Origin of the sequence: Mycobacterium sp. ST-F2 (genome assembly GCF_001905655.1) — a bacterium.
Classification (GTDB): domain Bacteria; phylum Actinomycetota; class Actinomycetes; order Mycobacteriales; family Mycobacteriaceae; genus Mycobacterium.
The window spans coordinates 15,847-32,073 of sequence record NZ_JMHT01000077.1 but is presented as its reverse complement, the minus strand read 5'-3'; the positions used below and the strand labels follow the sequence as shown (position 1 = coordinate 32,073).

General features: G+C 64.9%; 17 protein-coding genes and 3 pseudogenes. 6 read left to right on the top strand and 14 right to left on the bottom strand.

The genetic code is table 11. The annotated features are described in order from the left end of the window. A partial coding sequence (locus EB75_RS25695; protein WP_502689400.1) for a transposase occupies positions 1 to 299 on the bottom strand: 299 nt, incomplete at its 3' end. A gap of 123 nt (positions 300 to 422) precedes the next feature. Here EB75_RS25695 and EB75_RS25690 point away from each other — a divergent pair. Next, positions 423 to 1,253 (top strand): LysR substrate-binding domain-containing protein, encoded by an 831-nt coding sequence (locus tag EB75_RS25690; RefSeq protein ID WP_142239824.1) that lies wholly within the window; start codon positions 423 to 425, stop codon positions 1,251 to 1,253. Here the strand turns inward: EB75_RS25690 and EB75_RS25685 are convergent. The 11 genes and pseudogenes from EB75_RS25685 to EB75_RS25640 form a co-directional block, all read right to left on the bottom strand. Then, entirely contained in the window at positions 1,250 to 2,335 is a 1,086-nt protein-coding gene (locus EB75_RS25685) for a GGDEF domain-containing protein (RefSeq protein WP_073698068.1), read from the bottom strand. The two genes, EB75_RS25690 and EB75_RS25685, sit on opposite strands and share 4 nt — an antisense overlap. 141 nt (positions 2,336 to 2,476) lie before the next feature. After that, complete coding sequence (locus EB75_RS25680; RefSeq protein WP_073698067.1) at positions 2,477 to 3,913, bottom strand: dihydrolipoyl dehydrogenase family protein; 1,437 nt, start codon at positions 3,911 to 3,913, stop codon at positions 2,477 to 2,479. After that, on the bottom strand, positions 3,910 to 5,145 hold the full coding sequence (locus tag EB75_RS25675; protein WP_073698066.1) for a bifunctional alpha/beta hydrolase/OsmC family protein: 1,236 nt from the start codon (positions 5,143 to 5,145) through the stop codon (positions 3,910 to 3,912). The genes EB75_RS25680 and EB75_RS25675 overlap by 4 nt, the downstream gene beginning before the upstream one ends. 521 nt (positions 5,146 to 5,666) lie before the next feature. Further along, a pseudogene (locus EB75_RS25670) lies at positions 5,667 to 5,954 on the bottom strand (acetyl-coenzyme A synthetase N-terminal domain-containing protein); the annotation flags it as partial. A gap of 62 nt (positions 5,955 to 6,016) precedes the next feature. Continuing rightward, positions 6,017 to 6,682: a LysR substrate-binding domain-containing protein gene (locus EB75_RS25665; RefSeq protein WP_052765309.1), complete on the bottom strand. Its 666-nt coding sequence runs from the start codon at positions 6,680 to 6,682 to the stop codon at positions 6,017 to 6,019. 69 nt (positions 6,683 to 6,751) lie between these two features. After that, positions 6,752 to 6,928: pseudogene (locus tag EB75_RS30230) on the bottom strand (LysR family transcriptional regulator); the annotation flags it as partial. A 128-nt stretch (positions 6,929 to 7,056) separates the two neighbouring features. After that, positions 7,057 to 8,391 carry an MFS transporter gene (locus EB75_RS25660; RefSeq protein WP_073698065.1) on the bottom strand — a complete coding sequence of 445 codons (1,335 nt, stop codon included), beginning with the start codon at positions 8,389 to 8,391 and terminating at the stop codon, positions 7,057 to 7,059. A gap of 18 nt (positions 8,392 to 8,409) precedes the next feature. Next, positions 8,410 to 9,795, bottom strand: a complete 1,386-nt coding sequence (phnA, locus tag EB75_RS25655; RefSeq protein ID WP_073698064.1) for a phosphonoacetate hydrolase — start codon at positions 9,793 to 9,795, stop codon at positions 8,410 to 8,412. 150 nt (positions 9,796 to 9,945) lie between these two features. Further along, on the bottom strand, positions 9,946 to 10,212 hold the full coding sequence (locus EB75_RS25650; protein WP_064857569.1) for a hypothetical protein: 267 nt from the start codon (positions 10,210 to 10,212) through the stop codon (positions 9,946 to 9,948). 274 nt (positions 10,213 to 10,486) lie between these two features. Continuing rightward, positions 10,487 to 10,588 (bottom strand): annotated as a pseudogene (locus tag EB75_RS30225) (DUF417 family protein); the annotation flags it as partial. A gap of 261 nt (positions 10,589 to 10,849) precedes the next feature. Then, positions 10,850 to 11,440 (bottom strand): TetR/AcrR family transcriptional regulator, encoded by a 591-nt coding sequence (locus EB75_RS25640; protein WP_073698063.1) that lies wholly within the window; start codon positions 11,438 to 11,440, stop codon positions 10,850 to 10,852. A 139-nt stretch (positions 11,441 to 11,579) separates the two neighbouring features. Here EB75_RS25640 and EB75_RS25635 point away from each other — a divergent pair, with 139 nt between their 5' ends. From EB75_RS25635 to EB75_RS25615, 5 genes are all read left to right on the top strand, one after another. Beyond that, complete coding sequence (locus EB75_RS25635; protein WP_073698062.1) at positions 11,580 to 12,401, top strand: NmrA family NAD(P)-binding protein; 822 nt, start codon at positions 11,580 to 11,582, stop codon at positions 12,399 to 12,401. Beyond that, positions 12,398 to 13,051 (top strand): TetR/AcrR family transcriptional regulator, encoded by a 654-nt coding sequence (locus EB75_RS25630; RefSeq protein WP_082934515.1) that lies wholly within the window; start codon positions 12,398 to 12,400, stop codon positions 13,049 to 13,051. The genes EB75_RS25635 and EB75_RS25630 overlap by 4 nt, the downstream gene beginning before the upstream one ends. A 161-nt stretch (positions 13,052 to 13,212) precedes the next feature. Next, complete coding sequence (locus tag EB75_RS25625; protein ID WP_073698061.1) at positions 13,213 to 13,806, top strand: molybdopterin-dependent oxidoreductase; 594 nt, start codon at positions 13,213 to 13,215, stop codon at positions 13,804 to 13,806. Then, positions 13,803 to 14,537, top strand: coding sequence for an FAD-binding oxidoreductase (locus tag EB75_RS25620; protein WP_207546762.1), 735 nt, complete (start codon positions 13,803 to 13,805; stop codon positions 14,535 to 14,537). The genes EB75_RS25625 and EB75_RS25620 overlap by 4 nt, the downstream gene beginning before the upstream one ends. Beyond that, on the top strand, positions 14,534 to 14,791 hold the full coding sequence (locus tag EB75_RS25615; RefSeq protein ID WP_064857574.1) for a DUF6510 family protein: 258 nt from the start codon (positions 14,534 to 14,536) through the stop codon (positions 14,789 to 14,791). Before EB75_RS25620 ends, EB75_RS25615 begins: the two co-directional genes overlap by 4 nt. 189 nt (positions 14,792 to 14,980) lie before the next feature. On the opposite strand, the gene EB75_RS25610 is transcribed toward EB75_RS25615, so the two are convergent. Both EB75_RS25610 and EB75_RS25605 read right to left on the bottom strand, forming a co-directional pair. Further along, complete coding sequence (locus EB75_RS25610; RefSeq protein WP_234789543.1) at positions 14,981 to 15,205, bottom strand: peptide methionine sulfoxide reductase; 225 nt, start codon at positions 15,203 to 15,205, stop codon at positions 14,981 to 14,983. 68 nt (positions 15,206 to 15,273) lie between these two features. Continuing rightward, a complete protein-coding gene (locus tag EB75_RS25605) occupies positions 15,274 to 15,972 on the bottom strand; it encodes an RraA family protein (RefSeq protein WP_083612563.1) in 699 nt (232 codons plus the stop codon). Between the last annotated feature and the right edge of the window lie 255 nt (positions 15,973 to 16,227).

The following is a 16,227-nucleotide window of genomic DNA, read 5'->3' as shown; positions in this document are numbered from 1 at the left end:
AGACGGTCTCTCACCGCCTCTCGATATACCCAGCGCCTCGTGGCGCACAGTTCGGCCGCGAAGAAAGCCGACGCCGCCTTCAAGATCGCGTTGGCTCGCTTGAGTTCGGCGTTCTCTCGGCGCAGCTTGCGCACCGTCTCGGATTCCTCTGTGGTCTGTCCGGCCCGCGCACCGCCGTCGATCTCGGCCTGACGCACCCACTTGCGCACGGTCTCGGCGCTACCGACACCCAGCAGATCAGCGACCCGACCCATGGCCTCCCACTCCGAGACCGAATCACTGCGCAGATCGGCCACCATCTGCACAGCCCGCGCCTTCAATTCCTCCGGATACCGCCGTCTCGACGTCCCTGCAGCCATGGACCCATCCTTCCCAAAAGAAGAACTCTCCAGACACGCCGGGGTGGATCAGAATCCCTCAATGTGCGCCTGCTCGTGAGGGGGCCAGGCGGGACATCACCAACTGCGGCGGGGGCCGTATTGCTGAGTGAAGCACGCACCTTGATTGGCCGGTTCGAAACGGTCCTCGCCAAGGTGGCGAACATCTCGCCGGATGTCGGCGCTCCATTGCGGATCGCCGTTCCTGCTGAGATGACGATCCAGCCGCTTACCGATGCACTCTCCAAGCTGGCGGCCTCACGCTTTCGCAATACGGTTGTCCAGCTCTCGCAACTGCCCTGTCCTGCTCAACTGGAAGCGCTGAGGAGAGGCACGTTGGATTTAGCGCTTATACGAGAGCGGCCTACTGGTGAGAACCTCGATGTCGCTCTTATCGCCGAGGAACCCTTGGGTGTCCTGGTAGCCACCGAGCAAGCTCATCGTTTGCGGCTGGGCACGGCTGACCTACGGTTGGACGACTTAGGGAGTCTGCAGTGGCTCGGTTTCCCGAGGTCCGACAGTCCGACATGGCATGACCACATGGTGGCCGTCCTCCGCAATCACGGAATCGGGGCCGGTGCAGAGACTGCTGATGCCAGGGGCCAGGTGCCGGAGGTGAAGCTTGCCCAATTGAGCATGGGTGGGCGGTTCGCGCTGGTTCCGCGTGGGTATCTGCATTGCTTTCCCAGCTCGTTGTTGTGGATGCCGCTGGCTGGCGAGCCGCTCGTGCGACGGACGTGGGCTGGATGGCCGGCCTCGTCGAGACGTCGAGATTTGGCTCTGTTGATCGCGGCAATGGATGGCCCGCACCGCTCGGCGGTGGCAGGCGGGACCGCTGACGGCACGACGGAAACTGAAGCTGTCGGCGCTCGCTAGTCGTTGGGCGGGGCAGGGCGCCATACGCCATGATGGTGACATTGGTTGCCGCCGTTCCGTTTTGCGCGGTACATGGCCATGTCTGCGGCGCCGATCAAGTTTTCCATGGCCTCGTCCAGGATATGGCGGGACAGCGAGTCCAGCGCCACACACGACGTACCTATGCTGGCCGTGACGGGCATGGGCAGTTCCCTGATCGCCGCACAGATGCGCTGATAGTGCAGCACGTCGCGGTGTGAAGGCGCGACGTCGGCAATGAGGAATTCCTCCCCGCCGCTGCGTGCGATGACGGCAGTCGGTGCGGAGGCAGACCGGAGTGCGCCGGCGACCGCCACCAGCGCTCGGTCGCCGGCAGCATGTCCGTGGGTGTCGTTGACAGACTTGAAGTCGTCGAGATCCACCAGTGCAATGCGCAGGTATCCGCCTCTCGCGCTCTGGTGATGGGAGAGCAGGCCCGGTATCCGCATGCGGAAGGCGCGCCTGTTCAGAAGTCCGGTCAAGGGGTCGAGATCGGCAGCGGCCAAGTCTCCCTTCACTGTCCGCAGCAGACTGCAAATGGATATAGCCACGGCGAGGTTTGCCTGCAGCACCAAGAACAGGTCGACTGTTGCCAGCGCGATGCGTCCGTCTTCGGCCAGCTCGACGACTTGGCTCAGCGCTACCGCCGCGACGACGAGGAAGACACCGAGAACCATGGAAGGCGAGTGGAAGAATGCCACGTAGGCGGCGATGGTGGTGAACGCAATGCATCCGAGAAGTGCCGCCAAATGGTCAGGGTAGGCCAAGCAGGCCAACGCGATTGACCCTGTGGCAATCGCGGCGAACCCCATCGACTGCATTCGAGAGGGCCACCGCAATAGCCATAAGACCGCACCCGCGACTCCTCCGCCCACGGCGAGCCACATCATTGTCTGCGCCGGCTGGTGCTGCGGGCCGCCGGCGCCGATCAGGAGTACCAGCGTTGCCGCTGACATCGCCAGCGAGGTGGCGGCCACGAAGAGACGGGTGATGAGCGTCGCGTTGCGTGCGTGCATGAAGGCGGTGACCCACTCGTAGTGTTCAGCGTCTATTGGCCCCGTCACCTGCCCACCATTTGTCCGTAACCCTTCTCGCCTATGAGCAGGGCCGGAAACGCAATGCACGTTTTCGTGAATGGTTTGGCAACCCCCGGTTCGCCAGCTGTATTACCTCCCAGGGAAGTCGACTTCCCAAGACCGAGCGGCCTACTCGGCTGTACGTCCCCGTTGCCGGGCGAGGAGCGGGTTCCAGATCTGGTTGACCGACGGGTGCGGCGCCACGACGTGACGCAGTGTCTCGATCGGGACCTTGGCGACGACGGCGAGTGTGGCCGCTTGGGCGAGTTCGGCGAACTCGGGTCCGACGAAGGTTGCGCCGAGCAGGGTGTCCGTGTCGGCGTCGATGACCAGTTTCGCCCAGGCGTCGAAGCCGTCGCGGAAGATGGCGAGGTCGGGTACGGCTTCCGGGTAACGCGCGGTGGTCGTCGTAACCGTGAATCCGTCAGCGCGCGCTTGACTTTCGGTTCGTCCCACTTCGATGACCTGCGGGTCGGTGTAGACGACCTGGGGAAGGTTGTGCGGGTCGCGGGCGATGAGTTCGTCGTCCGCGAGCTGGCGGCCTCGGGCGCGGGCGGCAATGACGTCGGCGACCACCACTGCGTGGTACTGCGACAGGTGCGACAAGAGCGCGCGCCCGGTGGTGTCGCCCATCGCGTACAGCCAGCTGCCGTCCACTCCGAGTGCCTGCAAGTGGTCGTCGACGGCGACGAACTCTCCGGCACGCAACCCGACGGTGTCCAAGCCGAGGGAATCGGTGTTGACGACCCGGCCCGCGGCGACGACGACCTCGTCGACTTCGATGTACTCGTCACCGACGGTGACGCTGACGGGGCCGCCCGCGATCGGCCGGACCACTCCAGATGGGTGAGCGTGGAAGCGGAGGTCTACCCCCTTGCGCCGCAACGACTCGGTGACCATTTCGCTGGCGACGGTCTCGGAGTTGCGCAGCAGGGTGTCGCCGCGCGCAAGCAGTGTGACCTTGGAGCCCAGGCCGGCCAGGATGGTGGCGAACTCGACGGCGACGACGCCGCCGCCGATGATCAGGGTTCGTGGTGGCACGTAGGTCATCGCCGCGAGTTCGCGGTTGGTCCAGGGGTTCGCGTCGGCCAGCCCGGGCACGTCGGGGATGGCGGGGCGGGTACCGGTGGCGAGCACCACCGCCTGCCGCGCCCGGATGGTCTCCTCGCGGCCGTCGGGGTGGGTGACGGTGACCTCCCGTTGGCCGGCGAGCCGCCCGCGGGCGTGGAACACCGTCAGCCCACTCTGCTGCAACCCAGCGGTGGCGCCGTCATCGTTGAGATGGTCGACGATGGCGTCCCGTTTCGCGAAGACGGCCGCGACGTCGAGCTGGCCCTCTCCGACGGCTTCTCGGGCGCCGGGAACGGCCTTCGCCAGGGCCAGCACCTCGATCGGACGCAGCAGCGACTTGGTGGGATTGCACGCCCAGTAGTGGCATTCGCCGCCGATGAGGCGCTCCTCGATCAAGGCCACGTCGAGGCCTTCGGCGATGAGGTACTGCGCCGCTGAGGCGCCACCGGGGCCGCCGCCGACGACGACGACGTCGAATTCTGAATCTTGGGTCATGTCAGCCTCTGTCTTGGTGCTTCAGCGGTATGGATGGACACTTCGGAACGAAGGGTGCGATGCACCGGGCATCGGTCGGCGATGTCGAGCAGCTTGGCGCGTTGGTCGGCGTCGAGCGGGCCGATGAGATTGATGTCGCGTTCGATCCGGTCGACCATCCCCGTGGCGGTCTCACACTCGTCGCAGTCCTTGGCGTGGATTCGGAAGTGGCGCGAATCGACGACGATGCGTTCGAGCGGCCACTGCTTGCGATCGGCGTACATCCGCACCGTCATCGACGTGCAGGCACCGAGCGCGGCCAGAAGAAGGTCGTACGGCGTCGGGCCGGCGTCGTCACCCACGGGGCGGGGTTCGTCCGCGGTCAGCCGATGCCGGCGCGCGCTGATCTGCTGGGTGAGTCTGCCGGGACCGCTCTCGGCGACCCGAACGGCACCTTCGGCGGGATCGTCGGTGATCGGTTCGGCGGTCGTCGTGGGGTTCGACACGTACTTGCTCGCCCATGCGGCGAGGACGTTCGCCGCGTACTCGGCATCGGCCCGATCGCTGAGAAGATGGTCGGCGCCGTCGAGAGCGACGAACGACTTCGGATGGCGCGCGGTGTCGAAGATGATTCGCGCGTTGTCCACCGACACGATCTGGTCTGTTGGGGCATGCATGACGAGCAGCGCGGCGTCGAGGGTGGAAATGCGCTCGCGCTGCGGTTGCATCGCGATGTCGTCGAGGAATTGACGACGCACCCGAAACGGTCGCCCCCCGATGGACACCGTGGCCTCACCCGATTCGACGACGGGCGTCACGTCGCCGAGCATTCCGACGACATGGAAGGGGTCAGCCGGGGCTCCGATGGTGACGACTCCGCGAACCTCGGGAATCTGCGGCGCGGCGGCCAAGACGGCCGCCCCGCCCAACGAATGCCCGACCAAAACTGCCGGGGCACTGAACTGATCGCGGAGATGGTTTGCAGCGCAGACCAAGTCCTCGACGTTGGAACTGAAGCCGGTCGCGGCGAAGTCACCGTCGGACTCCCCCAAGCCGGTGAAGTCGAACCGCAGTACCGCGACACCCCGACTCGCCAGTGCGCGCGAGATCCGGCCTGCAGCAGAGTTGTCCTTGCCGCACGTGAAGCAGTGCGCGAACAAAGCCCACGCTGTCGGGGCGTCACTCGGCAACTCCAGCTTGCCGACCAACTCTCCGCTACTGCCGCGGAAGACCGTTCTGGTTGGGGTGCTCATACGCCTTCCTGGGCTCATGACGACCTTCGGTGAATGTACTACACGGAACAGTTCGTCACGCGATGCCGACCTAACGGACAACCGTCATCGCACGTCGCATGCACAGCCCGTTTGACGTTCGTCGCGGACTGGCCGCACCGATCCCAGGGATGGAGGTAACCGCATCGCCAAAATGTACTGGAGGGTACGCTCGATGACACACGCCCTGGCGCCCGCCTCCGCCAACGAGGACGAGTATTCGTTCCACGCCTGGCGACTTGGCAAGCCACTGCTGAAACAACTTTCGGTAGACCAACATGCGAGCGAGTTGTCATCGACTCAGCGGCTCGCTCATCGTCGACCGGTTCACCGACCCAGTGGATGGCGACCCTGTCGCCGTTGCATGCTGCCAGCCGGCGGGTCCCGGGGAGCCCGCACCGGCAGGAGACGATCCAGTTTCGAATCCGGGTGGGTCGAGCGGTGGAGGCATGGGTGCGACGGTGCAGCCCCTCATGAACATCTCCGGGCACCGCAGCGCCACCGCGAGCGTCGACGTGGCGGTCCACGCAGTTGTAGGCGACGTTGAGCTTGCCGTCGGGGAACCACTTCGCGAACGGTGCCTCCGACCAGTCGAGGACCTCGGTGAAGGGTTTCGCCCACGACAGGCGCTCGGCCTGGGTCGCCCAGAACGCCAGGCGGTCAGCTTCGGCCTCGTCGTAGAGGGCGGTTGACGCGTTGGCCTGCTCGGAGAACGCGTCGGAGGGCGGATAGACCTCCTCGGTGGGCAGCGCTACGTTGGTCGACAGCGTATCTCTGGCGGACGTGGTCATCGAAGTAAATCTTCCTTGGGTACATGCCCGAATAGCGTGCTCTTCTGGCGGGATTGACGGTGTCAGGTGAGTTCGACGTCAGGTTCGGGCCACTTGGCGAGGGTGCCGACGAGTTCGACGAAGGCGCGTTCTGGCGGAGTGAGTGCGCGACCGGCTCGTGTCACCAGCGAGACAGTGCGACGTGGAGGTGGCGGCTCGATCGCGAGCACCACCAGCAAACCCGAGGCACGTTCGCGGGTGATCGCGTGCTCGGAGATGAGGCTCAAACCCAGCCCGGCACATACGGATTCCTTGAGTGTGGCGGGTCCCCACATCTCCCACCGCTCCACGTGCGGCAGATTCCAAGCCGCCAGAGCCGCTTCCTGCTGTCGGCGAGTCGCCGAACCAACTTCCCGCAGAATGAACCGCCGATCGGCGATGTCGGCGGGGTTGAGCACCCGTGACCGCAACGGGCAATCTGCCGGCCCGATGAGCTGCAACCGTTCCTCGAACATCGGTGTGGTGGTCAGGCGCTCGTCCTTGGGTTCCTCGGCACACAGCGCCAAGGCGACCTCGTTTTGGAGAAGCCACGCCTCGACCACGTCCTCGTTGCCTACGCGAATTTGGCAGTCGACACCCGGGACCCTCGTCGAGAAATCGGCGACGAGCTGAGGCAGGAGATAGGTGCCCAAGGTGGTGGTCCCCGCCACGGCCAGGCGGCCGGTCTTGAGTCCTTGCAGTTGTGCCACTTGACCTTCCAAGCTTTCGAGTACGGAGAACATCTCGCGAGCGTGTTGAAGAACCACCTCACCGGCATAGGTAGCTCGCGCTCCGCGGCTGGTCCGTTGGACCAGTTGCACTCCGAGTGAATTCTCAAGTGCGCGAACGTGGCTGGACACAGAAGACTGGCTCATGAACAAGCGTTTGGCCGCACCGGAGAATCCTCCACACTCGACCACGGCGGCGAAGATTTCGAGCTGGTTAAGCGAGATCATGCCGTCGCCCTCTCTGCTGCTGGGACATCGCCGCAACCTTCGTCAGTGTGCCATCCGTCCCCGGCGTTCCCGAGTAAGACTCAGACGGGACGCCGAGGACGGCGACGGTCAGCGGCGGTCAGCGGCGGTCAGCGGCGGACCGTCAAGGCGAGAAGGCAACTGCACGTGCACACTCCGGCTACCACGGGGAAGATCAACGCGGTGTTGCCCGTGATGTCCATCATGTGCCCGATCAAGGGCTCGGCAACCCCGGCGAAGATGTAACCGAAGAAGTTGACCACACCGATCGCCGTACCGGCCATCGCCTTGCCGGCAATGTCGGTGCTGAGCGCCCAGAACGTCGAATGCGGTCCGTAGACGAAGAACCCGAGCAAGAACATCAGCCCCATTTCGGGCAGGATCGGCAGTGCCAGAAGGTACATCGCCAAGGCGGTCACGGCACCGAGGCCCATGAACAACGCGATGGGATAGTCCCGCCGAGACTTGAAGATCCGGTCGGAGAGTTGGCCGTTGACCAGCGCCCCCAGCGCCATGCCGACGGGTAGAGCTACCGAGACCCACAGTGGGCTGATCTTCGAGCCGTCCGACTTCCAATCGCTACCGAGCAGATACACCGGCACCCAGATCAGCAACCCGTACCGTGCAGCGTTGTTGAACCCCAGGGCCGAACCCGTCACCCAGACCTTCGGATTCCGGAGCATAAGTTTGTAGCGATCCAGGGACTTGACGCCACGTGTCTGACCGGCCGAATCCAAGTGCTTACTGGGTTGGTCTTGATCGGCCTCCCAGGAAGGCGGGGGCTTGATCTTGGCTTGGCGTGGATTGTCGCGCGCGATGATGAAGAACACGACACCGCCGACCAGCATCAGCAGCACGGGGATCCGGAAGATCCATCGCCAGTCGAGATCGAAGACCTCGACCACCAACGTCGAGGTCACGAACGCGAGCACGGAGGCAAGGCCGGCGGCGAAGTTGTAGAAGCCGAAGCTCTTGCCGCGTTCGTGGGTGCTCCACCAGCCTGAGATGACCTTGCCACCCGACGGGAATCCCATTGCCTGGACGAACCCGTTGGCACCCCACAGCGCACCGAGGGATCGTGGGCCCACCGAGAAGCTGGTGAACCAGTTGAACATGGTGGACAGAACGGCACCGAGGGCCATCACGCGGCGGCCGCCGAACTTGTCGGCGAGGTTGCCGTTGACGATCTGGCCCACCGCGTAGCACCACAGCATTGCGCCACTGATGGCGCCCAAGGTGGACTTGCTCAGACCGAGCTCTGCTTGTATTCCGGGGATGGCGAACCCGAAAGTTTGTCTGCCCGTGTAGAAGAACAGATAGCAGAACATCGTGGCGAGCAACATCCGCCACTTGTATTTGGCGAACTCCTGCTCGGTGACTTCATGGAGAGACGATGAATCGCTGACGAAGAGATCTGACGGGGCGCGTCGTTGCGAGTTTGTCATTTCCAGACCTCAGACTTCTCAAGACACGCGAGCAGCCGAGGCGCGATCGCGGCCGTGCTTGGCCACGTTGGCAACGAGAGTCGTTGCGATCCAAAAAGCGTCGTAGTTGTGCACGTACGCGGTGTCTCCGAACGGCTCGTCGAGCGGCGCGGGCCTCGGCAAGGCGCGGTTGACGATGAACGGGATCTGCAACTCTCCCAATGCTCCGTGTGAGCGAAGCGGGGCATCCAAACCGCTGAGGTCATGCCACGCCTCATAGCGTCCAACCGCCGTCCCCGCAGCTGAAAGCAAGATGACGTCCCCGATGCGGTCGGCGGGCAAGCTGTACAAAGTAGCCGCCTCCTCGCGCTCGAGAACTTGCTCGACACCGTCGATGGTGCGCAGGCCCTCGACGACGTCCTTCACGGGGGCGTCGTTCGGGAGGTAGATGCTTGCGAACGAACCGAGCGCGCCGTGATGCACGGTGTAGGGATCGGTGATCGGCAGGATCACCCGGACCCCGTTCTCCGCGTCGGGAGCGGCACCCGTCGGGTGGCCCAGGATCTGACGCACCTCGTCCTCGACGTAGATGACGTTTGCCGTGCCACTCGCGTCGGTCTTCGCGCTCATCCCGTGGTCCGCGGTGATGACAACGACGGCACCGAGTGCGTCGAGTTTGGCCGCATAGTCGTCGATCATGGCGTAGAAGTCGTTCGCGACGTCGGAGCCGGGGGCGTTCTTGTGCTGAATATAGTCGGTGAGCGACAGGTACATCAGGTCGGCGCCCCGCGTCTTGAGGATGGCGACGCCGGCAGCCAGCGTGAACTCGCTCAGTTCCGCGGAGTACACGCTGGGCAGCGGCATGCCCACCAGGTCGAGCACGTCGGTGATGCCGTTGCTCGACACCGTCGCCGTGTCCGCCTTCTCGGCGGAGAAGCAGATTCCGTTCCTCGACGGCGCCACGAACTGGGTGGCGTCACCGCTGAGGCTGGGACCCTCTTCGACCAGTCCGGCGCCCAGGAGACGGCGCAGCTTGTCCTTCGCCGTCACGACCACCACGTCCAGGCCGGCCTCGTTGGCCGCGGCGAAAACCGTCGGTGCCCGCAGGTACTTCTTGTCGTTCATCAGCACTTCTTCGCCGGTCTGCGTGTCGAAGATGTAGTTGCCGCAGATGCCGTGGGCAACGGGCGGGCGACCCGTGGCGATCGACAGGTTGTTCGGGTTGGTCAGTGCCGGCATGGCGCAGTGGGCCGCCCACGTGCTGCTCGACTCGCCGTCGAGAATGCCGCTCAACCAAGGCATCTTGCCCGCTGCCATGGCTTCGACGTGGTAGTCGGGTTCGCTGCCGTCGATGCAGATGACGACCACGGGCTTGTCGTGCAGAACGTAGGTTCGCTCGTTGACGGAGAAATTCTTGGGCTTCACGGAGAACTCCTGGCTAGTGGGTTTCGTACCTCGGCATAGCCATGGTGTGCGTGACGCCCGCCACGCAGAACCCCCAGAATGCCGATCGCTGACATCGCCGACGGCGATAACGTTCGCGGTAGACGGTGATGGCGGGCGACGGCGTGGTAGCTATCCGGCGGACACGCTCTGGTGCTCCCGAGACCAGCGTGGTGGCCACCCAGAAGGCGTCGCAGTGTGTACGTAGGCGGTCTGACCGTAGGTCTCGGCGGCCCCCTCGCGGATGTGGGCGGCCTGCACCTCATCCAGGGAACGATCCAGGGAACGCAGTCGATCGATGACCGAATCCCGGTTCGTCGACGGGGGCAGATAGATGCTCGGGAACGAACCGAGTGCGCCGTGCCGCACGGTGTGGGGATCGGTGATCGGCAGGATCACGCGGACGCCTTCCGCGCCACCCTCATGGGCGCCCTCGGGAAGGCGACGATGCGGCGGAACTCGTCCTCGAATGGCACCGCGCCAGACCGGCCTTCATGGCCTCGCGATCGCCGGCTTGGGGCGTCCTCACGCCGGGGTGGTGAACATGAAGCTGAGCGTCGTGACGACCATCCCGATTGCCATCTCACTGCCCACGATGGACGGCGATCAGCGCGGCGACTGCCAGTTCGACGACACCCAGCACGGCTTAGATGGCCGTCACCGAGAAGGCGTCTTAGACCCAGCTCATCAGCGGGCTGCTCGTCATGAGCGGCAGCGTCGATTTGGCGTCATAAGTGGTGAACTTCAGGGCACCGATCCATGCAATGGCGAACGCGAGTGCGCACCGCGCCGCGACTTAAGCCCCACCGGGGCCAGCCGAGACGCGACGCGTGAGCGATACAGGCGAGATATGACATCGCCCAAAGACATTGGCTTCTTCCGCCGCTGGGTAAACCGCTTCCGGAACGGGAGTGCCTCCGATGGGGCGCGGCGTTACACGACGGCGTCGACAGGTCGCCCCAGCCGTGTAACGGATGCCAACTACCCCGGCACTCACCCACGTCTGATCATCGTGTGGCGCCCGTGGCTGCCAAAGTCAGTGTGCGCCGAGGCCTCGGATAATGAAATCGGTGAGTCTGTCGAGGTATTCGGGCTCGATCTCCCCGTCTCGCACCAGGAGTCGCCAGTAGATCGGCGCGGGGAACAAGTCCAGAGCAAATTCGAGGTCGACGTCGGGGTCAAGTTCGCCGCGCGCGATCGCTCGATCGAGAAGGATCCGCCCGCGTGCCCGGCGCGGCTGCCCGATCATGCCCTCGACGAAGTCGCCCAACTCGGGATTGCGGCCCATTTCCGCTACCAGGTCGGCAAGGATCCGAGAGAACTGCGGATGAGACAGCCAGTGCGTGAGTGATTCCAGGGATTGACGCACATCCCCTGCGAGGGAGCCGGTATCCGGGATTTCGGCCCGGCCCACGCTGAAGTCGGCGACCACAGCCAACGTCATGTTCAGCTTCGAGGGCCAGCGTCGATAGAGAGCGCTCTTGCCGACTCCGGCGCGTTTGGCGACCGCTTCCATCGACAGTCGCGCATAACCCCGCTCCGCCAACTCGGCAAGGACCGCCTCGGTGATGGCCTTGGTGATCCCGGGCTGCAGCACGGCTGCACCGGTAGGCGTGCGACGGGTCATCAAGGGAGTCTAGCGAATGGACGATACTGGCCCGACCGGCGTAAGTTCAGTAGGACGGTCCCGTATCGTCCACAACGTCGGGAGAGTTTCATGGTGACGAAGTCCGAGCAGCTGCAGCGGTCATTTTCTGGGCCAACACATGAATAGGGTGCTGATCACCGGCGCCACCGGAACGACGGGCAGCCGGGTTGCCGCCGATCTAGCGGAGCGTGGCGTGGCAACACGACTCGCGACGAGGACACCACAGTCGACTGGGCAGATTCAGTTCAATTGGGAGGACCGCGACACCTATAAGGCTGCCTTGCAGGGCATTTCGGCGATCTACCTCATCGCTCCCATGGGAGTTGCCGATCCGGTTCCCCTGGTGCAGACCTTCCTCGACGAGGCCCTTGATCAGGGGGTGCAGCGCGTCGTGGCACTCAGCTCGTCCGCACTGCCCGAAGGGGCGCCCGGGCTCGGCGCCGTCCACCATCTCGTCAAGACGGTCGTGCCCGAATGGACAGTGCTGCAGCCGTCATGGTTCATGCAGAACTTCACCGGCGATCACCTCGTCGCTCAGGGAGTGCGAGACGGGGAGATCGTCACCGCCACCGGCGACGGCAAAGTGGCGTTCGTCGACGCAGCGGACATCGCGGCGGTCGCCGGGTGTGCCCTGACCGATGACCGCGCGCACAACACCGAGCATCTCCTGACAGGCCCCGAGGCGCTCAGTTACGCCGATGCCGCCACGATCCTCTCCCAACAGACCGGCCGCACCATTCGGCATCGATCCGTTCCGGCGCGAGAAGCTGCTCGGCGTATCGCCGCCCATGGAATCCCCGCCGAGTTCGCACAGGTGCTCGCCGCCATGGACGTGGCGATCAGTGCCGGCGCCGAAGACCGCGTCACCGACACCGTCGAGCGGGTCACGGGCCGACCCGCTCGCACCTTCACGGTCTTCGCCTCGGAGGAAGTCCAATGAAACAACCACCCCTTGGCGAATCCGTGAATGAATCGGCCACCTCCCCTGCCGCCCGCAGCACGTCGGCACCATCGCAGCACCGGCACGCACGTGCGGCGATCGTCAACACCGCCGCCTCGATGATGTACCACCACGGCATCGCCGCGACGTCGCCCGGCGACGTCGCCCGCGCCTCCGGCGCCGAGCCCAAGGAGCTCCGTCGCCACTTCCGCGACAAGACCGAACTAGTCCAAGCAGTCATCGACCGCGAACTCGCCGTCGTCCTCGACGGCCAAGACACCACCGAGGCGATCACCTCCTGGGACGGGCTCGAAAGATGGGTGTCACGCGTCGTGGACGCACAACCGGCCGAAGACCGTCCGTTCGCATGTCCCCTCGGGACCCTCGCAACCGACCTGAAGCACTCCCAGGAATACCGACCAGCCCTAGCCGCTGCATTCCGCATCTGGGAGGGACATCTCGCCGCGGGCCTGCGCCGCATTCAGCAGCGCGGTGAACTGGACTCCGACGCCAACCCAGACCGCCTCGCCGCCAGCCTCGTCGCGGCCCTGCAAGGCGGATACCTGCTGGCCTCGGTCCACGGCCGGATCGAGATCATGCGCGACGTGCTCGACGACGCCGTCGCGGCCCTGCGCCGCTACCAGGTATAAGCCAAGATCCGCAGCACACATTCAAGAGTCAGCCGAAGGGCACGACAAACTTTGGAGTGAACGCTGCGATCTCCTCACAGCCAGATGTACTCTGCAGTACAACTTTCACGTCGGCGTCCCCATGAGCACACCCACACGCGTGACCCGCGAAGGAGCTTCCCATGCCAGTGATCAACAGCGGGTTTGGTGGTCGTCGCGGGGCCAGCGACGCACGGTTGCCACCGGGCCAAACGCTCGTCGACGACTGGCCGGTCCTCACGGCCGGCCTGACGCCCGACATCGAGGCGCACGAATGGACGTTCACCATCACGACCGAGACGGGCACCGAGCACAGATGGGATTGGAACGCGCTCCAGAACGCGGGCGTAGAGGACATCGTCACCGACATCCACTGCGTCACCCACTGGTCGAAGCTCGACATGGCCTGGCGCGGAGTGCCATTGGACCGGCTGTTCGAGGACGTCGAGACCTCCTGCGACTACGTCATGGTCCGAAGCCACGGCGGTTACACCACCAACCTGGCCCTCGACGATCTCCTCGAAGGCCAAGCGTGGATCGCCACCGAGGCAGAGGGTGAGCCCTTGACTGCCGAACATGGCGGACCCGCGCGTCTCCTCGTGCCCCACCTCTACTTCTGGAAGAGCGCCAAGTGGGTCCGCGAGATACGGATGATGCCCAACGACGACCCCGGGTTCTGGGAACAGAACGGATACCACCTCCGCGGTGATCCATGGCGCGAGGAACGGTACTGGTGACGTCTCCGATCCGGGCGAGCTGGCACGTCGGACGCGTCGCCAGCCACCGTCGAGAGACCACGTCGGCGGTCCGCCTCGAGCTGGACGTACCGACCTGGCCGGGAAACCACGCCGGCTCCCACCTCGACGTCCGCCTCACCGCCCCGGACGGCTATCAGGCCACCCGGTCCTACTCGGTCGCATCGTCGGGCGAGACGACTCGAGTCATCCTCGCGGTCGACGAACTCCCCTCAGGTGAAGTCTCGCCATACCTCGTCCACCAGCTCGCCGAAGGCGACGAGCTCGAGGTGCACGGCCCGCTGGGGCGATACTTCGTCTGGACCCCAACCGAACCCGATCGATCCCCCGTTCAGCTCATCGCCGGCGGATCCGGCGTCGTCCCGCTGTTCGCGATGGCCGCAGCGCGTGAGCACGAGACCGTCGATGCCGAGTTCCGCCTGTTGTACTCGGTCCGGACGCCCGAAGACGTCTTCTTCGCCGAAGAGCTCTCGGCGCTGTCGAAGACCACCGTCGACGTCGTGCACACGCGGACATCTCCCCCGGGATCGCCACGTGCTCCCGGGCGACTGACTCAGGAGTCGGTCGCCGATCTCGTCTTCCCAGCCACGGCGACACCGCGCATATTCCTCTGCGGACCGACACCTTTCGTCGAGACGATCGCCGGTTGGCTTCTCCAACTCGGCCACGACCCCACCCGAATACGCACGGAACGCTTCGGAGGCAGCGGATGACCCACCTCGACGGAAACGCGCTCGCCGGGCTCTTCGCCGACACCGTCGGCATCGAAATCACCGCCGCAATCGGACGATGCGGAAGCTGTCATCTCGTCTTCGAACTCGCACGGGCCAACGCCTTCGTGACCGCCATCGGGGCAGTCCTGCGATGCGCGCATTGCCAGAGCGTGCTCGCCGTCATCGTCCAAAAGCCGCAGGAAGTGCTGATCAACCTCTCGGGGCTGGCGCACATCGCGATCGCACGGCCGTAGCTCCTGCCACAGCCCGCAAGCGACGATCAGTCGACTGTCGTCTCGTTGACTGCGGTAGCCAAACGTTTCGGTCGTCGGGCCCAGCTGCACGTCGATGGTGGCCTGATCCCCCAGCATTCCAACGAGGGTCAACCGGCTGGCGGAGTTTCCGTCCCAGCACCAACGCGCCGAGCGGTGCTCAGGTCTGAGTCATGCGGGCGTCCAGGCGCGGAGAAACGCGAGCACCTTGGCGGTGGGCATCTCACAGGCCCGTAGGTGGTCGGCCGCGACGGTGCGGTACACGTTCGCGCTGATCAGGTCGGTGCCGCCGAGCTCTTCGGCGAAGATCGTGATGCTTCGCCCACCTGCCCGGGTGGTGCGGGCCAATCCGTATGTTCGCCCGTTGTAGATCGCACGCGTCCAACCCTCTGGCACTCTTTCGACGAGGGCCGGCAGACTTGCCGACCGGTCGCCCGGCGCCGCCCGATCGGGGGCTGGCTGAGTCAACGCTCGGTCCCGTGTGCGTCGTCAGCACTTTCTCGCGCAATCGCGGTGCGGTGGAATGCGTCGTCGCGCCGGATCTGGTGCGCGGTTTCAAGCACTTCGTCGATGTCGGCTTCGGGGATGAACACGGCCCCGGACGAGTCGCAGAAGACGTACTGTCCGGGATGCACGCCGACTCCTCCTATGACGACGGGGACGTTGGCTTGGAACGGCGTGACCGCGCCTCCGCCCCAGGCGACAGCCTCTCCCGAGCACCAGGCCGCATACGGTTCCTCGGCCAGCTCGTCGAAGTCACGGAGACGACCGTCGGTGAGCACCCCTGCAAGGCCGGCGTTGGTGAGTCGCGAGAGTTTCGTCCCGCCAGCAAGTGACACATCGGGGTATCCGTTGCTGGCCATTACCAGGACAGTGTGTTCGGGATCGGTCGCTGCGCCCTGCACCGCCTGATGGAGCAGTCGGCCGAAGTTGAACTCTTCCGGGCCGAGTCTCTCGGCGCACGTGGGGAAGAACGAGATCGTGACGACTCGGCCGAACAGGCGACGTGTGGGCACGGGGCTCACGAGCCCGGTGACGTGTGCTCGGTGTCGATGCGCTCGTCCCAGCGCGTCCGTCACTTCAGCGCATGCGAGGCCCTCGGCAGCAAGTGCACGATGCGCATCCGCCTCTATATGCGAGCGAACTCCACCAGTTGTCTCCATCGGCCCTCCTCCACTCGTTGTCTCCATCGGCTCTTTTCCACTCGTCCGCACCTGCTTCCGAACACTTTTAGACGCTCGATGCTTACGTCGACACTCGACAGATCGTGACCCCACAGACCGCCTTTGATTTCATGGCCTGAGACTGCCGAGGCGGAGGCCTGGAACTTGAGAAACGTCAGTCGCAGGTACACCGCGATCGACGGCCGACCTTCGGGCATCGAATACTTCGCGCAGGGTGTGAAGAAGACGGGGATC